The 19,388-nt window shown below is 36.9% G+C and carries 16 protein-coding genes and 2 other annotated features; all 16 genes read right to left on the reverse strand.

Annotated elements, in window-relative coordinates:
• Nucleotides 1-15: 15 nt before the first annotated feature.
• Nucleotides 16-519 (reverse strand): translation initiation factor IF-3, encoded by a 504-nt coding sequence (gene infC, locus AZF08_RS04425; protein ID WP_000973214.1) that lies wholly within the window; start codon nucleotides 517-519, stop codon nucleotides 16-18.
• Between the two features lie 63 nt (nucleotides 520-582).
• Nucleotides 583-703, reverse strand: a sequence feature (ribosomal protein L20 leader region).
• 217 nt (nucleotides 704-920) lie between these two features.
• A complete protein-coding gene (gene thrS / locus AZF08_RS04430; protein ID WP_033672859.1) occupies nucleotides 921-2,852 on the reverse strand; it encodes a threonine--tRNA ligase in 1,932 nt (643 codons plus the stop codon).
• Between the two features lie 47 nt (nucleotides 2,853-2,899).
• Nucleotides 2,900-3,128: a binding site (T-box leader), on the reverse strand.
• A 31-nt stretch (nucleotides 3,129-3,159) separates the two neighbouring features.
• Nucleotides 3,160-4,041 (reverse strand): putative sporulation protein YtxC, encoded by an 882-nt coding sequence (ytxC, locus tag AZF08_RS04435; RefSeq protein WP_033672860.1) that lies wholly within the window; start codon nucleotides 4,039-4,041, stop codon nucleotides 3,160-3,162.
• Between the two features lie 499 nt (nucleotides 4,042-4,540).
• Complete coding sequence (dnaI, locus tag AZF08_RS04445; RefSeq protein WP_033672861.1) at nucleotides 4,541-5,476, reverse strand: primosomal protein DnaI; 936 nt, start codon at nucleotides 5,474-5,476, stop codon at nucleotides 4,541-4,543.
• Between the two features lie 33 nt (nucleotides 5,477-5,509).
• A complete protein-coding gene (locus tag AZF08_RS04450) occupies nucleotides 5,510-6,916 on the reverse strand; it encodes a replication initiation and membrane attachment family protein (protein WP_033672862.1) in 1,407 nt (468 codons plus the stop codon).
• Nucleotides 6,917-7,074: 158 nt separating this feature from the next.
• Nucleotides 7,075-7,536 carry a transcriptional regulator NrdR gene (nrdR, locus tag AZF08_RS04455; RefSeq protein WP_001203688.1) on the reverse strand — a complete coding sequence of 154 codons (462 nt, stop codon included), beginning with the start codon at nucleotides 7,534-7,536 and terminating at the stop codon, nucleotides 7,075-7,077.
• A gap of 189 nt (nucleotides 7,537-7,725) precedes the next feature.
• Complete coding sequence (gene speD, locus AZF08_RS04460) at nucleotides 7,726-8,109, reverse strand: adenosylmethionine decarboxylase (RefSeq protein ID WP_006096185.1); 384 nt, start codon at nucleotides 8,107-8,109, stop codon at nucleotides 7,726-7,728.
• Nucleotides 8,110-8,497: 388 nt separating this feature from the next.
• Nucleotides 8,498-9,526, reverse strand: coding sequence for a glyceraldehyde-3-phosphate dehydrogenase (locus AZF08_RS04465; RefSeq protein ID WP_033672863.1), 1,029 nt, complete (start codon nucleotides 9,524-9,526; stop codon nucleotides 8,498-8,500).
• A gap of 109 nt (nucleotides 9,527-9,635) precedes the next feature.
• A complete protein-coding gene (gene coaE, locus AZF08_RS04470) occupies nucleotides 9,636-10,238 on the reverse strand; it encodes a dephospho-CoA kinase (RefSeq protein WP_033672864.1) in 603 nt (200 codons plus the stop codon).
• Nucleotides 10,239-10,290: 52 nt separating this feature from the next.
• Nucleotides 10,291-10,923 (reverse strand): sporulation membrane protein YtaF, encoded by a 633-nt coding sequence (ytaF, locus tag AZF08_RS04475; RefSeq protein ID WP_033672865.1) that lies wholly within the window; start codon nucleotides 10,921-10,923, stop codon nucleotides 10,291-10,293.
• 82 nt (nucleotides 10,924-11,005) lie between these two features.
• Entirely contained in the window at nucleotides 11,006-11,836 is an 831-nt protein-coding gene (gene mutM, locus AZF08_RS04480) for a DNA-formamidopyrimidine glycosylase (RefSeq protein WP_033672866.1), read from the reverse strand.
• Between the two features lie 12 nt (nucleotides 11,837-11,848).
• Complete coding sequence (gene polA, locus AZF08_RS04485) at nucleotides 11,849-14,482, reverse strand: DNA polymerase I (RefSeq protein ID WP_033672867.1); 2,634 nt, start codon at nucleotides 14,480-14,482, stop codon at nucleotides 11,849-11,851.
• A 402-nt stretch (nucleotides 14,483-14,884) separates the two neighbouring features.
• The gene (gene pnpS / locus AZF08_RS04490) at nucleotides 14,885-16,648 is read right to left on the reverse strand and encodes a two-component system histidine kinase PnpS (RefSeq protein WP_033672868.1); all 1,764 of its coding nucleotides are present in this window, start codon (nucleotides 16,646-16,648) and stop codon (nucleotides 14,885-14,887) included.
• Nucleotides 16,641-17,357, reverse strand: a complete 717-nt coding sequence (locus tag AZF08_RS04495) for a response regulator transcription factor (protein ID WP_033672869.1) — start codon at nucleotides 17,355-17,357, stop codon at nucleotides 16,641-16,643. Before AZF08_RS04495 ends, pnpS begins: the two co-directional genes overlap by 8 nt.
• A 293-nt stretch (nucleotides 17,358-17,650) precedes the next feature.
• Nucleotides 17,651-18,124 (reverse strand): MaoC/PaaZ C-terminal domain-containing protein, encoded by a 474-nt coding sequence (locus AZF08_RS04500; protein WP_033672870.1) that lies wholly within the window; start codon nucleotides 18,122-18,124, stop codon nucleotides 17,651-17,653.
• Between the two features lie 309 nt (nucleotides 18,125-18,433).
• Nucleotides 18,434-19,372 (reverse strand): malate dehydrogenase, encoded by a 939-nt coding sequence (gene mdh / locus AZF08_RS04505; protein ID WP_033678285.1) that lies wholly within the window; start codon nucleotides 19,370-19,372, stop codon nucleotides 18,434-18,436.
• Nucleotides 19,373-19,388 lie beyond the last annotated feature (16 nt).

A 19,388-nucleotide genomic window follows, 5' to 3' on the forward strand; every position in this document is an offset into this window, starting at 1 on the left:
TTCCTCCTCTATCTATTACTTATCGTTTTTCGGTGCTAAAACTAAGAACATACTACGTCCTTCCATTTTAGGCTTAGATTCAATTGTACTAACTTCAGCACAAGCTTCTGAGAAGCGATCTAAAACACGTTGACCGATTTCTTTATGAGTAATGGCACGTCCTTTAAAGCGAATTGACGCTTTAACCTTGTCGCCTTTCTCTAAAAACTTGATAGCATTACGAAGTTTTGTGTTAAAGTCGTGTTCATCAATTGTTGGACTTAAACGAACTTCTTTCATGCTGATTACTTTTTGATTTTTGCGCTGCTCTTTTTCTTTCTTTTGTTGCTCAAAGCGGAATTTACCGTAGTCCATAATGCGGCATACTGGCGGTTTCGCATTTGGAGCAACCAATACTAAATCAAGATTAAGATTTGCAGCTAAGTCTAAAGCGTCATTACGAGACTTGATGCCAAGCTGATCACCATTTGCACCAACTAAACGTACTTCACGTGCACGAATTTGCTCGTTAATCATCATATCCTTGCTAATAGTAAGCCACCTCCAAGGTTTTCTCAGAACACGTTTTGTAGTCATAGAACCCGAACAAAAAAAGTGCGGGCATACGGCACCCACACTTGTAAGATCTTAAGTAAGAAATACATTTACCTGCTAACTGCGAATGCGTCAATCAGGTGAGAAGCGGGTGCTTCTACTTGTTCCACAAAACAATATTCTATTATCCTTGATGAGTTTACCATAGGACATAACGTCTGTCAAGATGACGTGTTTTACTAACAACAAGAAATATTGTAACAAACAACACGAATACATGCAATACTTTTTTACGAGAAGTATTGTATGGTTATTATTTCTAGTTCTAGTCACCGTACTTGCGTATTACAAAATATAAGAAAAAGTCGCGGCATGCCGCGACTTTTTTAGCGTTTTCCTTCTACTTTAATCATATCAACAAACGCATCTAATGCGATTGTTTCTGATTTTTGTTCACCATATTTACGTACGTTTACGCCATTTTCAGTAACTTCATTGTCACCAACTACAAGCATGTACGGAATTTTTTGCATTTGTGCTTCACGGATTTTATAACCAATTTTCTCTTCACGAGTATCTACTTCAACACGGATACCAGCACGTTGTAAGTCTTCCTGTACTTTCTTCGCATAGTCTAAGTGTACTTGCGGAGAAACTGGAATGACTTGTACTTGAACTGGCGCTAACCATGTTGGGAATGCACCTTTGTACTCTTCGATTAAGAAAGCAACGAAACGTTCCATAGTTGATACAACACCGCGGTGAATAACAACTGGACGATGAGGTTTACCATCTTCACCAACATAAGTTAATTCAAAGCGCTCTGGAAGTAAGAAGTCTAATTGTACAGTTGAAAGTGTTTCGTCTTTTCCAAGTGCAGTACGAACTTGAACATCAAGTTTCGGACCATAGAATGCCGCTTCACCTTCAGCTTCATAGTAATCAAGACCCATTTCATCCATCGCTTCTTTTAACATAGATTGTGCTTTTTCCCACATTTGATCGTCATCAAAATACTTCTCAGTATCTTCTGGATCACGATAAGATAAACGGAATGAATAATCTTCTAAACCGAAGTCTTTGTATACTTCTAAAGTTAAGTTTACAACACGTTTTAATTCTTCTTTAATTTGGTCTGGACGAACGAAAATATGTGCATCATTTAAAGTCATTCCGCGTACACGTTGTAATCCAGATAGTGCACCAGACATTTCATAGCGGTGCATCGTTCCAAGTTCCGCAATACGGATTGGTAATTCACGATAGCTGTGGATATCATTTTTATAAACCATCATATGGTGAGGACAGTTCATTGGACGAAGCACTAATTGCTCATTATCCATTTCCATTGCTGGGAACATGCCATCTTGATAGTGATTCCAGTGACCAGAAGTTTCATACAGCTCTCTGCTTCCTAGTACTGGAGTATATACGTGGTCATATCCTAAGCTTGCTTCCTTATCAACAATGTAACGCTCGATAATACGACGAATTGTTGCACCTTTTGGTAACCAAAGTGGTAAACCTTGTCCTACTTTTTGACTATTTGTAAATAGCTTTAACTCTTTACCTAATTTACGGTGGTCACGCTCTTTCGCTTCTTCAAGCATACGCAAGTGCTCATCTAATTCTGCTTTTTTCACGAATGCAGTACCGTAAATACGTTGTAGCATTTTATTATTGCTATCGCCGCGCCAGTAAGCACCTGCAACGCTTAATAATTTAAATACTTTCATTTTTCCTGTAGTCGGAAGATGAACACCACGACAAAGGTCGAAGAATTCGCCTTGTTCATAAATAGAAATAACTGCATCTTCTGGAAGATCGTTAATTAATTCTAATTTCAGCTCATCGCCGATTTCTTCGTAACGACGAAGCGCTTCTGCGCGTGGTACTTCATGACGAACGATTTCTAAGTTCTCGTTCACAATCTTTTGCATTTCTTTTTCGATTTTCGGGAAGTCTTCAACTGTAATTGCTTCTTCCATATCGATATCGTAGTAGAAACCATTTTCGATTACTGGACCGATACCAAGTTTCACATCTTTATATAAACGTTTTAACGCTTGTGCTAAAAGATGGGCTGTTGAGTGGCGTAAAATGTATGAGCCATCTTCAGAATCTAATGTAATGATTGAAACTGCACCATCTTCTTCAATTGGTGTACGAAGATCAATCATCTCATCATTTAATTTACCAGCCACAGCTTTTTTCTTTAAGCCTGGGCTAATAGAAGCTGCGATTTCTTCAGTTGTTGTTCCTTTTGGAAACTCCTTCACAGCTCCATCAGGGAAAGTAATTTTAACTACATCTGCCATCACTGGTCACTCCTCTTTTTCTCAAAATAAAAAACACTCATCCCGTAAAAAGGGACGAGTGTTGAATTCGTGGTTCCACCCTTGTTCCAATTAACAAAACTGCTAATTGCTCAAGTTCAACATAACGGTGTTGTCCGTTAGCAATTACTAGAAAAAACGTTCACTGCTAAAGTTTAGAGGTGGTAAGTAATACACCCGTACTAGGAAGCTCACACCCTAAGGCTTCCCTCTCTGAGAATCGTAGCAAATTACTCTTGTCCTCATCGTGACATTTCAATATATTTCATTTATGTAGGTAATTATATGCTCAAAAACTTAGAAAATCAAGGGCGTTCCCTTTATTTTTTAAATTTTTCACGTTGTGTTCAAATTCATGCAAAGCACATAATTGAACTCGTTCTTGGAATACATTTCGAAGGGTAACAATCATATTATGATCTTGTTCTTTCGTATATAAATAAATCATTTTCGGTGAAATAGAAAGAAGCGGTGCGATTACTTTCGTATCAATGTATACATCTTTTTGAGCAATTAATTCTTCATCTATATATTGAACCAATCTTTCCTGTTTTAAACGTATCCCTTTTTCATCATAAAAAATAAAACTTTCATCGAACACAAGGTGCAAACAAGGTAATCTCGACTTCCGACTACTTACTTGCTGACGAAGCATTTCAATAAACATTTGATATTCTTGCTCCATTTTATATTCGTCAATCGCCAATTCTGCCAGCCGTTCTACCATCTCCCTGTATGTGCGCAAACGAAAGCGAACATACGACGAGAAGGAAAATGACAATGGATCATTAAGCCAACCTTTTAATGAAGACATAACATGGTTTTCGATTTTATTACGTGTTAAATCACGAGCAATCCCTTTTCGTTTCCCCTTTAAAATCGCATGTGCCATATGTATAATTTGATGGCATTCTTCATGTTCTTCATAGAAAAACTTCTCTTTTAAGATGACACGAAGCCACTCGTTTTGCTTTATATTTACAATGAAATATAGAAGTACTGGTATCAAAACTTTCTCAATATAATGCGAATCACATATCGGTATATGAATAATAACCTTCTGCTCATATAGGTAAACACTCGTTTCTTTATACGGCTCTTCCGTTCTCTTCATTAGTTGTTGATATACATACACAGCATCATTTTTTTCTTCGAAGCAAATTTCAATCACTCTTGTCCCCCCTTTTATCCCCGCTCTAAAGGACAGTAATCTCTTACCAAAAAATAAGTAAGACACAAATCCCATAAGAGTCCGATTCGTGAAGCCTCACTCTAAGTAGAAATAAATCACCTATCACTGAAAGTCTTCACTCGATATTTCTTGCTAATTTTATATATATTAAGGGGGGGAGAAAAAAATGATACAAGCTCGTATGAATTTTCAGCGTAACGATACTATTTAATTGTAAAATTTAACCATTAAGTTATTGAAGGCGGGATACAATGTTCGAATATAAGTTTGTAACAATCAAACTAAAACCAGGTTTTATTAGATCTACACCTGCAGAACATTACCAAGAAATTATTACAAAGTATACGAAAGAAGACTGAAGATTCGTACAAGTTTTCTCCCCTGGAATAGCTGGCAAGGACGCCCCGAATATTTCGATCTCATTTTCGAAAAGAAACAAACACTATAACAAAAAAAGAGCAAGCATAGCGCTTGCTCTTTACGTATGGCGGCGATTTTTCCCACCAATTGAAACTGGCTTCGCCAAGTATCTAATACGTTCCATAATACGGGCCGCTTTCATTTCTTCTGCTTCCCCACGTTGTGTATATGTTAAATGATGTTCTAATTGTTTAAAATCAAAGTTAGATGTGAAGAACGTCGGTAAGTTTTCCAACATACGGAATTGCAGTATAGCACCTAGGACATCATCACGTACAAAGCTAGACATCGCCTCCGCTCCAATATCATCTAACATCAATACTGGAACATACTTTACCGCATCAATCTTCTCACTAATCGTATTATTTTGGATAGAACTTTTAATTTCACGTAAAAACTCTGGTAAGTATACGATCATTGAACTTACTTTTCGTAGCGCCAGTTCATTAGCAATTGCACCTAAAACAAACGTTTTCCCAACGCCAAACGGTCCATGGAAGTACAACGCTTGTACTTTTTCCCCTGGCTTATACGCACTTAAAAATTCATTCGCAGCGCGGATTGCCTCAAAACGGTTTCCATCGGATAAATCAAGCGAAGACATAGAAGCCTGCAATATATCTTTTGGCATATATACACTTTGAATCAGCTTCTCTTGTTTCTTTCTTTCGTCGTAAGCTACTTTTCGTACGCAACGATCATATTGAATGTCAATCATCTTACCTTGAATAACCAATTTTGGTTCATACCCTTGAATCATATTTTTACATGATTCCAAGTTCGGACAATCTCCGCACCCAACACTTTGTCCAATGTATTCATACAGTTTCACAAGACTTCGTTCTATCATAGAAGTTGTTACTTCACCTTTATGTTCCTCAATAAACTCTTTCACACGCGGGTGTGCCATAACTTCCGCTTTTAACACTTCATATCTATTTTTAAAATTTTCATTCTGCATCAACTTTGCAAATGAATTTTGAATATGCTCCATTCTTTCACCTCAAAGAGCGTTCATTCTCTTTTATTAATCACGCTTATATTTTTTTAACTCTTCTTCCAATCTCTTACGTTCTTCTTCTAACTTGTTCGGTTTTTCGACTACACTTGGACGGTTTTTCGATTGTTCTTTCTGCTCTTCTTCCGGCTGTTCCTTAAGCCAATCTGGTACCATTTCTTTCCGCACAGTTTTCTTAGATGTACGACCTTTTTTCTTCGTCTCAGCCCATTCTTGATATTGACGATTCTCTTCTTTTGCTAAGGCCATTGCTTCTGATACTGTACCGACCTTTTTTCGCGCCCAGTGCCCAGCAATTTTTTCAACATATGTTTTAGCGAGTTTCATATCAGAACGAAGCATAACATAATAAATAAGTACGTTAACAACACCTGGCGTCAGTTTCTGGCTCATCATCACTTCTTCTACAATTTGCAAGTCCGCTTTTGTCGCTTCTGCTCCGCCCGAAATTTCTTTTAATAATTGTTTCGGTGAAATTTCCTCAAGCTGTTTAATAAGCATCTCTTCTTGCGTAGACGGTTCTTTCTCTTTCATCGTACGTGCAGAATGAGGCTGCACTCGTTCACTTAACACAGGAAGCGCTTGACCATTTTCAAATTGGTACCAATCACGCGCTCCTTTCCGAAGTCTTTCCATATCAATCGTTTGCAGCTCTGTCATCGCGCCAAGAACAATATTTTGCATGGATATCACATCGACACCATATACGTAAGCTAGCGTAATCACACATTCACGTATTTGATCTGTAATTGCCTTTTTGGGAACAAGTGTCGATAAACCATCTACAAATAAGGAGAAATCAAAGAAATCATTCCAGACCTCAGGTGCAGTTCCCTTTTCATTTCCAGGCATAACTGTTGTCTTCGGAATACGAAGTTCTTCTTGCGCATGCTCAAATTGTCCTGGGTTAAATGAACCAAATACATCATTAAAAGAATGCGTAACATTTTCATACGAAGCAAAGTCGAACTCTTCTTCTAAGAAATATTGTTTTACTTGATTGTATTTCGTTCGGCTTAATCTGTTGTACAAGAAAATACTTAGAACAATATCATCAAAAAATTGTTTCGGAGTTAACGGTGGCTGTAATTCATATATAAACATTCGAATATCTTTTTCTTTTTTAATGTATACGTTTAAAAGCCCAATCGCCTCTAATTTCACCCGCTCTTCATACACTTCCGGAAGCTGCATTTGCATCGTTACCATAAGAGAGTGGTGCGTATTCTCTTTTCCAAACACACGATCCTGTTCTAGCTCTCCCCATAGCGTCATGTATAAGCTGAAAGCTTTGCTACCTACTAATGGTTGATATAACATCGTTAATACCTTCCGATCATAGCTATGTAGCAACCCTTTTGCACTTACTTTATAACGATCAATTGGCAATAGCTCCAGCCATGACTGTTTTTCCATCCTTGCAATTCCTTTCTTTCGTCCATTCTATCTCATCACATTCTATATAATAATAGCCTCTTAGTGAAAAAGAGCTAATAGCCTCCGCTTCTAGCTCTTTTTCACATCATCCCACAAAGAAACGAAGAGAAGAATTTATCGCAATTTCGAGTTTCACTTTACTCTCTTTCTTTTTGCAGTATATCTTTTAGTTCTTCAATAAATACGTTTAAATCTTTAAATTGACGGTATACAGAAGCAAAACGTACATATGCAACATCATCAATATCTCGCAGTGCTTCCATCACGATTTCACCAATCATATCGCTTTTCACTTCTGATATACCTAGATTTCGAAGTTCACGCTCTACATTTTGCGTTACTTCCTCTAATTGTTTTAGCGATACGGGTCTTTTTTCACAAGCTTTAATTAGTCCACGTAAAATCTTTTCTTTATTAAACTCTTCTCGTGTTCCTTCTTTTTTTACAACAATAAGAGGTGGCTCTTCCACTCTTTCAAATGTCGTAAATCGGTTTAAGCAACTTTCACACTCTCTCCTTCTTCGAATCGAGCGTCCCTCGTCTACCGGACGTGAATCCAATACTCTTGTACCATTATGAAAACAGGTTGGACAACGCAACTCATTCACTCCCTTACAATGTAATCTTTACTCTCTTTCATTCACCTACACGTGAAAATATATATCCAATATTATATAACCATTTTTATTTGCTCACTACTTTAACTACTTATCAATACTTCATTTTATATAAACTAAAAAGAGGTGCATTATACACCTCTTTACATTTTAAATCAATTATGTTCTTTTTTAAAGAGCTTTTGTTTCCCTATGCTTAATTTCGAAGCTACCTGTGCCTCGAGGAAGCTCAATGCTCTCTCGCGTTTTCGCATTTAAACCTTCTGCAATATATTCTGCAGCAACATTTGGATCAATACGATCCCCGCAAGTATAAACATCAATACTCGCATAGCCGTGTTCCGGAAAACTGTGAATTGTTAAGTGAGATTCTGAAATGATTACAACTCCACTTACACCCTGCGGTGCAAACTTATGGAAAGCTACCTCACGCACTTCAGCACCTGCTCTTAGTGCTGCATCCACAAATAATTGTTCAATAAACGGCATATCATTAAGCTTGTCGAAATCGCAATCCCAAAGTTCAGCGATTACGTGACGACCCATCGTATCCATAGTATCCATTCTACAGTTCCCCCTCATAAATTTAATCTAACTGTTCGAATTGAAAACTAATTTGCAATTTGGCTTGCTCCACTACCACGGGGGAAAGTTAGTCCAGAGAGGTCCTAACCCTTTAAGCAGTGACTACGTACCTCAGCTCTTAAGTTTACGAGTGTTAGTATACTTTGTTTATTTTCATTTTGCAACAACAGTTTTTTCGATTTTTTCCTCATATTCTCTTCTTTACTTTTCCCAAAAAAAAAGAAAAGATTCACAAACACAGTAATCACAATGGTTCTAGGTATGTAACAACAAAAACATATACTTATATAATTTTTTTCCTTTTCAGAAAAAAAATTAAAAAGAAGGCAAGCAATCGCTTGCCTTCTTTTTATTTACATTAAATGTGTTGTATATTTTCTTGTTTTGCTAATTCATCAACCACTAACGTCACAAGATCTACAACGCGTCGAGAATAGCCCCACTCGTTATCATACCAAGCAAGTACCTTCACTTTACGCTCACCCATTACCATTGTCGATAGACCATCAATGATAGCAGAATGTGTATTTGTATTAAAATCAATGGAAACAAGAGGTTCTTCGCTGAACTCTATAATCCCTTTCATTGCACCATTTGCAACAGTTTTAAATGCTTCATTAATTTCCTCAACTGTTACATCACGTTTTACATCTACTACTAAATCAACAAGAGACACGTTTGGTGTCGGAACGCGAAGTGCCATACCATGAAGTTTTCCATTTAAATGTGGAAGAACTTTTGCTAGCGCTTTCGCAGCACCCGTTGTTGTAGGAATAATAGACTGTCCACATGCACGTGCTCTTCGTAAATCTTTATGTGGGTTATCAATATTTTTTTGGTCATTTGTATAAGCATGAACGGTTGTCATTAAACCGTTTTCAATTCCGAACTGCTCATCTAACACCTTAACAACAGGCGCTAAACAGTTCGTTGTACAAGATGCATTTGAAATAACAGTATGTTTTGTAATATCTAATTGGTCTTCATTTACACCAACTACAACTGTTATATCTTCGTTTTTACCAGGTGCTGTTAAAATAACTTTTTTCGCCCCAGCTTCTACGTGAAGAATCGCTTTTTCTTTTGCATTAAATTTACCAGTTGCTTCAATTACAACTTCAACACCTAATTCTTTCCAAGGCAATTCTTTTGGATCGCGGTTGTTTAAAAGGCGAATCATTTTCCCATCCACTAGTAAATGATCTTCAAATGCTTCCACTGTTCCGTCAAACTTGCCATGAACTGTATCATACTTGATTAAATGCGCTAATGTTTCTGATGGATAGCTTGCATTGATCGCTACAATTTCGAATGCGCTTTCTTTTATCGCTTGACGAAATACCATTCTCCCAATACGTCCAAATCCATTAATTGCCACACGATTCATAATCTGTTATCCCCCTTGAATGCGTTATACTATTTATCTCCAATCCCAATAATAGTATAACACAAAAAGGAGATATGTCACTAAACATTTTCATTAATTTCACAATTTTTTAGTCAATAATGCTCCATTCTTTTAAAATGTCTTTTAATTGGGCTTTTGTCTCATCAATTGTGCCATCATTATGAATGATTTTATCCGCTAATGCTACCTTCTCCGCTAAAGGCATTTGCGAATCAATGCGTGCTTTCGCTTCTCCTTCTGTAAATGCATTACGTTTCATTAAACGTTCTAATTGTACATCCTGCTTAACAGCGACAAGTAAAACTTGATCCACAATTGCCGTTAACTTACTTTCAAATAAAAGTGGAATATCTAGCACAATCGCTTGCACACCTTCTTTTATGTACATATCCTTCTGTGCATTCATTTCATTACGAACAGCAGGATGAACGATTTTATTTAAATGCAATCGTTTTTCTTCATTATGAAATACAATACTTCCTAATTTTTGGCGATCCAGCTCTCCATCTGCTTGTACAACCTCCTTTCCAAACACATCTACAATCTCTTTATATGCATCCTTACCTTGTTCTACAACTTCTCTTGCAATCATATCCGCATCAATTACAGGGATGTTTAGCTCACGAAACATTTGTGAAACTGTGCTTTTCCCACTTGCAATGCCTCCGGTTAATCCAATTACAATTGTCATTCTTCTTCCTCCTCAATAATAAAAGCGTGAAACTTATGTTCCACGCCTTTACTTACATTTTCCAAATCCCAATAATAATGAGCAAAATCCCAGGCAGGAACGTAAATTTTTGTAACCACCGCATATTTGATAAAACAGTTCCTAATCTCATTCCGATAAATAAAAACAAAGAGCTCATAACAGCAACTAATACCGCCATCATGGCTGGTGCATACCCAAGTAAGGATGCACCAATTCCAGCTCCAAATGAATCCACCGAAAGAGCGATACCAAGAAGTAACGCTTCTCCACCAGAGATTGTTCCTGATTTATCAAAATCAGCAACAGTCGGCTTTCGTAAAATCTGAATAACTAATCCAAGCGAAGCAATTTCTAATTTCCAAACTTTCTCTTCTTGCTGCGGTTCATCTTTTCTGTCGCTCCGAAAAAATTGATATAGTACCCACGCCCCAATTGCTATAAGAACAAGTCCACCGATACGTGTCGCAATAATTGGAGAAAACACTTTAGCAATCATATGCCCAATCCCCATAGATAGAAGCATCACTGCCGCCGAACAAACTCCAATGATTACTATCGATTTTAACGGAATCCGCACACTCCTTAGTCCATAAGTAAGCCCTACACTACAGCTATCTAAGCTTAATGTAAAAGCTAATAAAATAAGTGAGAAATAATGATACATCGGTAAGCTCCTTCCCTATACATAGCTTTGCTGTATGTATATGACAAATGCCTATCCGATGTTATTGAAAAAAATTGCTTTTTTAGCTTCTAGGCTGACAAACAGGACAATAATGCGTGCCACGTCCACCAACAACTGTCTTTTCAATTACAGTACCACAAGTTACACATGGTTCATCTTTTCTTCCATATACATTTAGAAGCTCTTGAAACGAACCGATTTGCCCTTGTGAATTGATATACGTTCTGATCGTGCTTCCTCCTCGTTCAACCGCTTCAGCTAATGTCGCGACGGTTTCCGCATGAATCTTTTCTATTTCCACTTTCGTTAAAGATGAAGCCTCTCGTTCTGGATGAATCCCAGAACGGAATAATACCTCATCTACATATATATTCCCAAGCCCTACTAAAAGACTTTGATCGAGCAATACAACTTTTATCTTGCGGCTTGTCTTTTGCAATCGCTCTTGTAAATACGCTGGTGTTAGTTCAGCATCAAATGGCTCTGGTCCTAAATCAGCAAGTGGCATTTGAGTAAACTCTTCACCCTTTTTAAAGAGGTGCATCGTTCCAAACTTTCTTACATCTTTATAGTGTAACTCTGTACCATCTGTAAACTGGAAACGCACATGCGTATGTTTATCAATTGGATCATCGCCCTCATGAAGTAAATATTTCCCCTCCATACGAAGATGTGAAACAATAACGTACTTTGTTACATAAAGAAGTAAAAACTTACCTCTGCGCTCAATTCGTTCAACCGTTTCACCACGTAACATTTCTTTAAAGAGCTCCGCGTCATCTGGTCGCTTTACTAATTTTGGATATGTTACAATCACATCTTGAATTGTTTTTCCCGTTACAAGATTTTCAAGTGTCCTTCTAACATTTTCAACCTCTGGTAGTTCAGGCATTCAATCACTTCCTTATTTTGCGTCATACCAAGTTGGACCGGAAGAATAATCAACTTTTAACGGAACAGCAAGTTCAATCGCATGCTCCATCACTTCAGGTACAAGCTTCTCTAGTTTTTCTACTTCTTCTTTTGGCACTTCAAAGATTAATTCATCGTGTACTTGTAAGAGAAGACGAGCTTGTAATCCTTCTTCTTCTAGACGATCCGCCATAATAATCATCGCTTTTTTAATAATATCCGCTGCACTACCTTGAATTGGTGTATTCATCGCAGTACGCTCCGCAAAGCTGCGTAAATTAAAATTACGACTCGTAATTTCCGGAATATAACGACGACGATTTAATAATGTAGAAACGTATCCTTTTTGCTTCGCTTCTTGTACAATCTCATCCATATATTCTTTTACACCTGGGAAACTTTCAAAGTACTTTTCAATAAATTCCCCTGCCGCTTTTCGTGTAATTCCTAAATTTTGTGAAAGTCCATAATCACTAATACCATATACAATTCCGAAGTTAACTGCTTTCGCTTGACGTCTCATATTCGATGTTACTTCATCTTTTCCAACACCAAATACGTCCATTGCTGTTTTCGTATGAATATCCATATCATGCTGAAATGCTTCCACTAACCCTTTATCTTTCGCAATGTCTGCTAATACACGCAGCTCAATTTGTGAATAATCCGCCGCATATATCACCCAATCTTTTTTCGATGGAATGAATGCCTGACGAATCTTTCTGCCTTCTTCTAAACGAATCGGGATGTTTTGTAAGTTTGGCTCAGTAGAACTTAATCGCCCTGTTTGGGTTAACACTTGATTAAAACGCGTATGAATTTTAGACGAATCGTCATGAACAACTTTTAGCAACCCTTCAATATACGTCGAATTCAACTTCCCTAATTGACGATAATGTAAAATTTTAGGGATAATTTCATGATGATCCATTAATTTGTCCAGCACATCAGCTGATGTGGAATACCCTGTTTTCGTCTTTTTAATAACCGGTAAGTTTAAGTTTTCAAATAGAACAACGCCGAGCTGTTTTGGAGAATTAATATTAAATTCCGTTCCTGCAAGCTCATAAATTTCTTGTTCCATTTCCGCGAGTCTTCCAGCAAGTTCATCTCCCATATTACGTAAGCGTTCCGTATCAACAGTAACACCTTTCACTTCCATTTCAGCTAACACACGAGCAAGCGGCAATTCTAGCTCTGTAAACAGTTCATACTGTTCATTTTTCTGTAGTTCTTCTACAAACGTTTGCTGTACATCGTATAATACATGTACTTTGCGAGCGACATGCTCAGCAACTACACCTTGCTCCGGAACCGCACGCTTTGCACCTTTTCCGTATACTTCTTCATCAGACTTCACTGCATGCGTCTCTTTCATTTTCGCTACTGCACGGAAATCTTTATCGGTATCAGCTGGATCGAGTAAATAAGCAGCGATTAATAAATCAAAGTCGATCCCTCGAATCTCGTATCCCTTCCACTTAAGTGCGACGATTGCACGTTTTGTATCAAATGTATATTTTTTCATTTCTTCATTCGCAAGCCACTCAGTAAAGGCTTCAGATTTTAGTGCAACATCGCTTGGAATGAAATAACAACCATTTTCATTTTGAATACCAAACCCTTGAATGTCCGCTTTATGGTAATTATCTTCTTGTACTTCCACAATGATTGCACTATCTTGCTGTAACATTTCTTTTGTTACTTCTTCAGCAATATCAAATGAAATATCATCTAATTCAGCTGGAGCTGTTTCTTTAGGAGTAGCACCAAGCTTATTTAGTAGGGAAGTAAACCCTAAATTCTCGAACATCGGAATGACATCACTCGCTTCATACCCTTTATATTCGATATCATCCACATGCACCGTAACCGGCGCATCTGTAATAATTGTTGCAAGCTCTTTACTCATAAGTGCTTGCTCTTTATTCGCTTCTAATTTTTCTTTTAATTTCTTTCCGCTCACTTGATCTAAATTCTCATATACTGCTTCTACTGTTTCAAATTGCGTTAACAATTTAATGGCAGTTTTTTCACCAACACCTGGTACACCTGGGATATTATCGGATTGATCTCCCATTAGACCTTTCATATCAATAATTTGCTTTGGTGATAAACTATATTTTTCAAATAGAGATGCTGTCGTATATTCATCTACTTCTGTAATTCCTTTACGAGGAATACATACAAGCGTATTTTCAGAAACAAGTTGAAGTAAGTCTTTATCTCCAGAAATAACTTTAACATGAGCTCCTTGTTCACTCGCTTCTTTCGCTAGTGTGCCCATAATATCATCCGCTTCATAGTTCTCTAACTCATAACGCGGTACATGAAATGCATCTAGTAGTTCACGAATAAACGGAAATTGTTCAGAAAGCTCAGGTGGCGTTTTTTGACGCCCTCCTTTGTAATCACTAAATGTTTTGTGACGAAACGTTGTTTTCCCTGCATCAAACGCAACAAGCATGTGCGTCGGTTTTTCTTCTTCTAATATTCTCATAAGCATCATCGTAAAACCGTAAATTGCGTTCGTATGTATACCTTTGTCGTTATTTAAAAGCGGCAGCGCGAAGAAAGCACGATACGCGATATTATTCCCATCGACTAATACGACTTTTTTTTCCAAATTGGAAACCTCCCCATACAAAATTAAAACGATTTTTTGATATAGAAAAAAACCGTTCTTTCCTTCTCTCTATATTAACATGACTAAGAGAGAGAAGAAAAATAACGGTTTTTTCTATTGCATATATTTAGGCATATAAATGGAGAGGCTGTCATAATACCTTCATTCATATAAAATATCCTTACCCTATTGGTAAATACATAAAGATATTTTTTTCAATAAAGACACTACATGTTTACTAAAAGGGAAGTGACGAGAATAGAGCAACTATTCTCGTCCAAAATTACTCCTTGGATGAAGGGGTTTTCATGTATTATATTAACAGGATTTTATTAATATTTAATGAAGCTATTGTTAATATAATGTAAATATCTATCATCCAAGAAAAATTGATGTTCACAACTACTTCTCAATTGCCGACTTCGGTAAAACAACTGTAAAGGTTGTGCCTTCCCCTATTTTACTAACCACTGTAATCGTCCCTTGATGCGCTTCTACTAAATGTTTCACAATCGACAAACCAAGGCCTGTTCCACCCGTATTTCTACTTCTTGCTTTATCTACGCGATAAAAACGCTCAAAAATACGTGGAATTTCTTCTTCACTAATTCCAATTCCTGTATCAGTTACTTTTATATAAGCGCTATATTCATCTTCTGATAAACGGACAGAAACAATGCCACCTGCTGGCGTATATACAATTGCATTATTAATTAAATTAATAAAGATCTGCTTTAACCTGCTCGGATCTCCAATAACAGAAACATGTCTCAGTGCATCTACTTGTAAAGAAATTTCTTTATCTTGCGCCTTGTTTTCTAACACCATGTGAATTTCTTCAAGCAGCCCTTTCACATCAACAGTACCCATATTCAATTTAAACCCTTGCTGTTCAATCTTCGACAAATCTAATAGGTCTTCAATTAAGCCTTGCATACGTTCACTTTCTTTTAAAATAATATGTAAGAAATGCTCACAAAACTGCTTATTTTCCATCGCTCCATCAAGCAATGTTTCAGAAAACCCTTTAATAGAAGTAATTGGGGTCTTAAGTTCATGAGATACATTTGCTAAAAAGTCTTTTCGCATTTGCTCTAATCTCTTTAATTCCGTTATATCATGAAATACAAGAACAATCCCTTTCCATTCATGATTTGTCCCAATGATCGGGGCACCATATACTTCAAAATGTTTTCTTTCAATCCCAAGTGGCAACAGCATTTGCTTTCGCACTTTCACTTCTGTCATAAAAATTTCTTCTACAAGTTCAATAATTTCCGTATGTTGAAACGATTCATAATATAAGCGATTTAAGTACTCTTCATCTGTTACATGAAAAATCTCTTTATACGAGCGGTTTACAAGGCTTATATAACCGCGACTATCAATCAGAATCATACCGCTCCCCATATTTTCAATGAGTGTATGTAAACGATCTTGTTGCATTTCTTGTTCTAGTGTCATCTCTTGTAAATTACGTGCTAAAATATTAATCGCCTTGCTTAACATTCCTGTTTCATCTGAATGACTTTCATAAGCACGAGCCTTATAATTTCCTTTCGCTAATTCAATTGCTACTTTCGTAACAGATTCAATTGGACGAATATACTGCCCTGTAATTTTCATACCAAGAAAGACAACAACAAGACAAGCAATTACAAATCCTACAATTAATAGTCCCCACGTTTTTTGGCGAACATCCTTCAAAGGCTCCACTATGCTTTGTATAATGATATATCCTTGCTTTCCTTGCGCATCTTGAACAAATACGGCATGATGAAACACATTCTTTTTATTTGTTTCCTTCGTAATGACTCTATTTCTTTGTTTTGCTGTTTCAGAGGAAAGCTCTTCAATGGTGGCTTGATCCAATATAGATTTCTTACTTTTACTATACTTGACCTGCTTCTCTTCATCAGTAAATATCACCGAGGCAGGAATTTGATCTTCTAACTTTTCAAATACGTTCGGTTCTTTTAGAACGTTATCAATTCCTTCTGATTCTACTAATAAAGCGATATATCTCGTCTCTTTTACCATTCTCTCCTGTGCATGATCAATATAATAATTCTCAAACACTGTTTCTAAGAGTACTCCTAGTCCAACTAAAATAAAGACAATAAGAGAAACAAATGTAAAGAGAAGCCTCGAGCGAAATTTATTCATTTCCCTTTGGCTCCTCTAATTTATAACCTAATCCACGAATTGTTTTAATATATACTGGTTTTTTTGTATTTTTTTCAATTTTATCTCGCAAATGACTAATATGAACATCAACGATTCTTGTATCACCTGCAAAATCATAATTCCATACAGCACTTAATAACTGATCACGTGTTAAAACACGCCCTTTATGCCTTGCAAGATATACGAGTAATTCAAATTCTTTTGGCGTTAGCTCTAACTTTTCTCCCTGGAAATACGCCTCATAAAATTCAGGTAAAATCCTTAAATCTGTAATCGTAATACTATTTTCATCCTGCACTTCTGGAACTTGTTCATCTTGTAATTTTGTACGACGCAAAATCGCCTTCACACGGGCAACAACTTCCCTTGGGCTAAATGGCTTTGTCATGTAATCATCCGCCCCAAGTTCAAGACCTAACACTTTATCAAATTCATCATCTTTTGCCGTCAACATTAAAATAGGTGTCATAATGCGCTGCAAACGTAATTCTTTACACACTTCCATACCATCCATTTTCGGAAGCATTAAATCTAATATAATTAGATCTGGACGTTCCGTTGTTGCTTTCTGAAGCGCTGCTTCACCGTCCATCGCCGTTATGACCTCAAATCCTGCTTGTTGTAAATTAAATTCAATTAAAGTTAAGATAAACTCCTCATCATCAACGACTAAAATTCGATTGCTCATTCTTTTCCTCCAAGTAATAGACTTGAAACCTTCTTCATCCTAGTGTTTCCCCACTATTCTCATCATACTAGAAAACAATTCCCCTCTCAATAGAATTGTCTATTAGCTGGATAAGATTATATTAAGAACAGGTTGCTCTGATTTCAAAGATGGATTCCTAGCAGGATTCTTTCATTAAGCAACACTTTAGCTATTCTTATATTTTATAACCTCCAAAGAAAATAGCTCTAACAGATAATTTATCATCTGTTAGAGCTATTTTTAATTATAATCTACATTCCCTATTCATTTTTCTAAAAGTTATCTAACGCTTTTTCTAAAATGGAAGCTGACTTATAAGGCGGCGCGACCGTTACTACACCTTTTACAACCACTTCTTCTTTTTCATCATAAGCGAATACACGCATCTCAATCGTGTGCTCCTCCCCCGAAACCGCTACAACTTCAAAATGAATTTGCAATGTTTCATAATGATGTACCGGCTTTACAAAAGTAAGGTCTTTCCTAACAACATGACTACCTGGACCTGGTAAATATTTCGTAACTGCTGTTGTAATCATACCGGTTAACATAATGCTTGGCACAATCGGTTTTTCATACGGAGTTTGGGATGCGTAATCATGCTGGATATATAATGGATTTGAATCGTTTGTTAACCCTAAATACAATAACAGGTCTTTATCCTCAATCTTCTCAGTGATGGATAATTTTTCTCCTACTGTAATTTCATCCATTCGACGACCAATTTGAACTTTTTTCTTTAACACGTTACAATCCCCCCAATTTTTACTTTATCTCCCTATTTGCAGATATACCTTATCCTTACTATTCCAAAAGATTCAAAGAAAATAGCAAGATAACAGGATCTCCTATACTGAGAAAAGTTTTATTTTATTATCCTACCAAAAGCGATATATTATCCGAAGCGCTACTATAATGAGGGCAAGGTATATTACAATCTACATTTCCATCATAGGATACAAATAATGATAGCGTTTTCATATTATTCCAAGAAAATAATCCGCTAAATAGCGGAAAAAGATTCGGGATCCCGAATCTTTTTCCTAACTTATATTTTAAACAAGAACTTTCATAACATTGCGTACAGATTCTACAGAACGATCTAATCCTGCTTTTTCTTCAGGAAGAAGGTCTAATTCAATAATCTTTTCGATTCCTTTACCACCTAGAATTACTGGTACACCTAGGTAAAGGTCGCTATAGCCATATTCACCTTCAAGGTACGCGATAGCTGGTAATACACGGCGTTGATCTTTTAAAATCGCTTCAGTCATCTCAACTAAAGAAGCAGCTGGCGCATAGTATGCACTACCATTTCCTAGTAAGCCTACGATTTCTCCGCCACCTTTACGTGTACGCTCTACAATTGCTTCTAAGCGATCCGCTGGAATTAATGTTTCTAACGGAATACCACCCGCATAAGAATAACGTACAAGAGGTACCATGTCATCACCGTGTCCACCAAGAACGAATCCTGTAATATCTTTTACAGAAAGGTTTAATTCTTGTGCGATGAATGTACGGAAACGAGCTGTATCTAATACACCCGATTGACCGATAACGCGTTCTTTCGGGAATCCCGCTTCTTTAAATACGGAATATGTCATTGCATCAACTGGATTTGTTAACACAACAATAATTGCGTTCGGTGAATGTTTTGCAATATCTTGCGTAATACTTTTCATAATTTTTGAGTTTGTCGCTACTAAATCATCACGGCTCATACCAGGTTTACGTGCGATACCTGCTGTAATAACAACAACGTCAGAATCAGCAGTATCTGCGTAATCAGATGTGCCGATAATGTTAGCATCAAAACCTTGTACAGGGCTTGCTTCTAACATATCTAACGCTTTTCCTTTTGTTGGATTTTCCAGCTGTGGAATGTCCACTAACACAACATCTGCAAGCTCTTTTTGAGCTAGTAAGAACGCTGTTGTTGCTCCTGTAAATCCTGCACCGATGACTGATACTTTTTTGCGTTTGATTGTCATAATTTCTCCCCCACTT

Source organism: Bacillus gaemokensis, assembly GCF_001590835.1.
Taxonomy (GTDB): domain Bacteria; phylum Bacillota; class Bacilli; order Bacillales; family Bacillaceae_G; genus Bacillus_A; species Bacillus_A gaemokensis.

Bases quoted from the DNA above. Each gene is read 5' to 3' on its own strand.
- pnpS (WP_033672868.1), bottom strand. From the start codon at position 16,648: ATGAATAAATTTCGCTCGAGGCTTCTCTTTACATTTGTTTCTCTTATT.
- AZF08_RS04450 (WP_033672862.1), bottom strand. From the start codon at position 6,916: ATGGAAAAACAGTCATGGCTGGAGCTATTGCCAATTGATCGTTATAAA.
- thrS (WP_033672859.1), bottom strand. From the start codon at position 2,852: ATGGCAGATGTAGTTAAAATTACTTTCCCTGATGGAGCTGTGAAGGAG.
- AZF08_RS04495 (WP_033672869.1), bottom strand. From the start codon at position 17,357: ATGAGCAATCGAATTTTAGTCGTTGATGATGAGGAGTTTATCTTAACT.
- speD (WP_006096185.1), bottom strand. From the start codon at position 8,109: ATGGATACGATGGGTCGTCACGTAATCGCTGAACTTTGGGATTGCGAT.
- mutM (WP_033672866.1), bottom strand. From the start codon at position 11,836: ATGCCTGAACTACCAGAGGTTGAAAATGTTAGAAGGACACTTGAAAAT.
- dnaI (WP_033672861.1), bottom strand. From the start codon at position 5,476: ATGGAGCATATTCAAAATTCATTTGCAAAGTTGATGCAGAATGAAAAT.
- AZF08_RS04465 (WP_033672863.1), bottom strand. From the start codon at position 9,526: ATGAATCGTGTGGCAATTAATGGATTTGGACGTATTGGGAGAATGGTA.
- coaE (WP_033672864.1), bottom strand. From the start codon at position 10,238: ATGACAATTGTAATTGGATTAACCGGAGGCATTGCAAGTGGGAAAAGC.
- mdh (WP_033678285.1), bottom strand. From the start codon at position 19,372: ATGACAATCAAACGCAAAAAAGTATCAGTCATCGGTGCAGGATTTACA.
- infC (WP_000973214.1), bottom strand. From the start codon at position 519: ATGATGATTAACGAGCAAATTCGTGCACGTGAAGTACGTTTAGTTGGT.
- ytaF (WP_033672865.1), bottom strand. From the start codon at position 10,923: ATGTATCATTATTTCTCACTTATTTTATTAGCTTTTACATTAAGCTTA.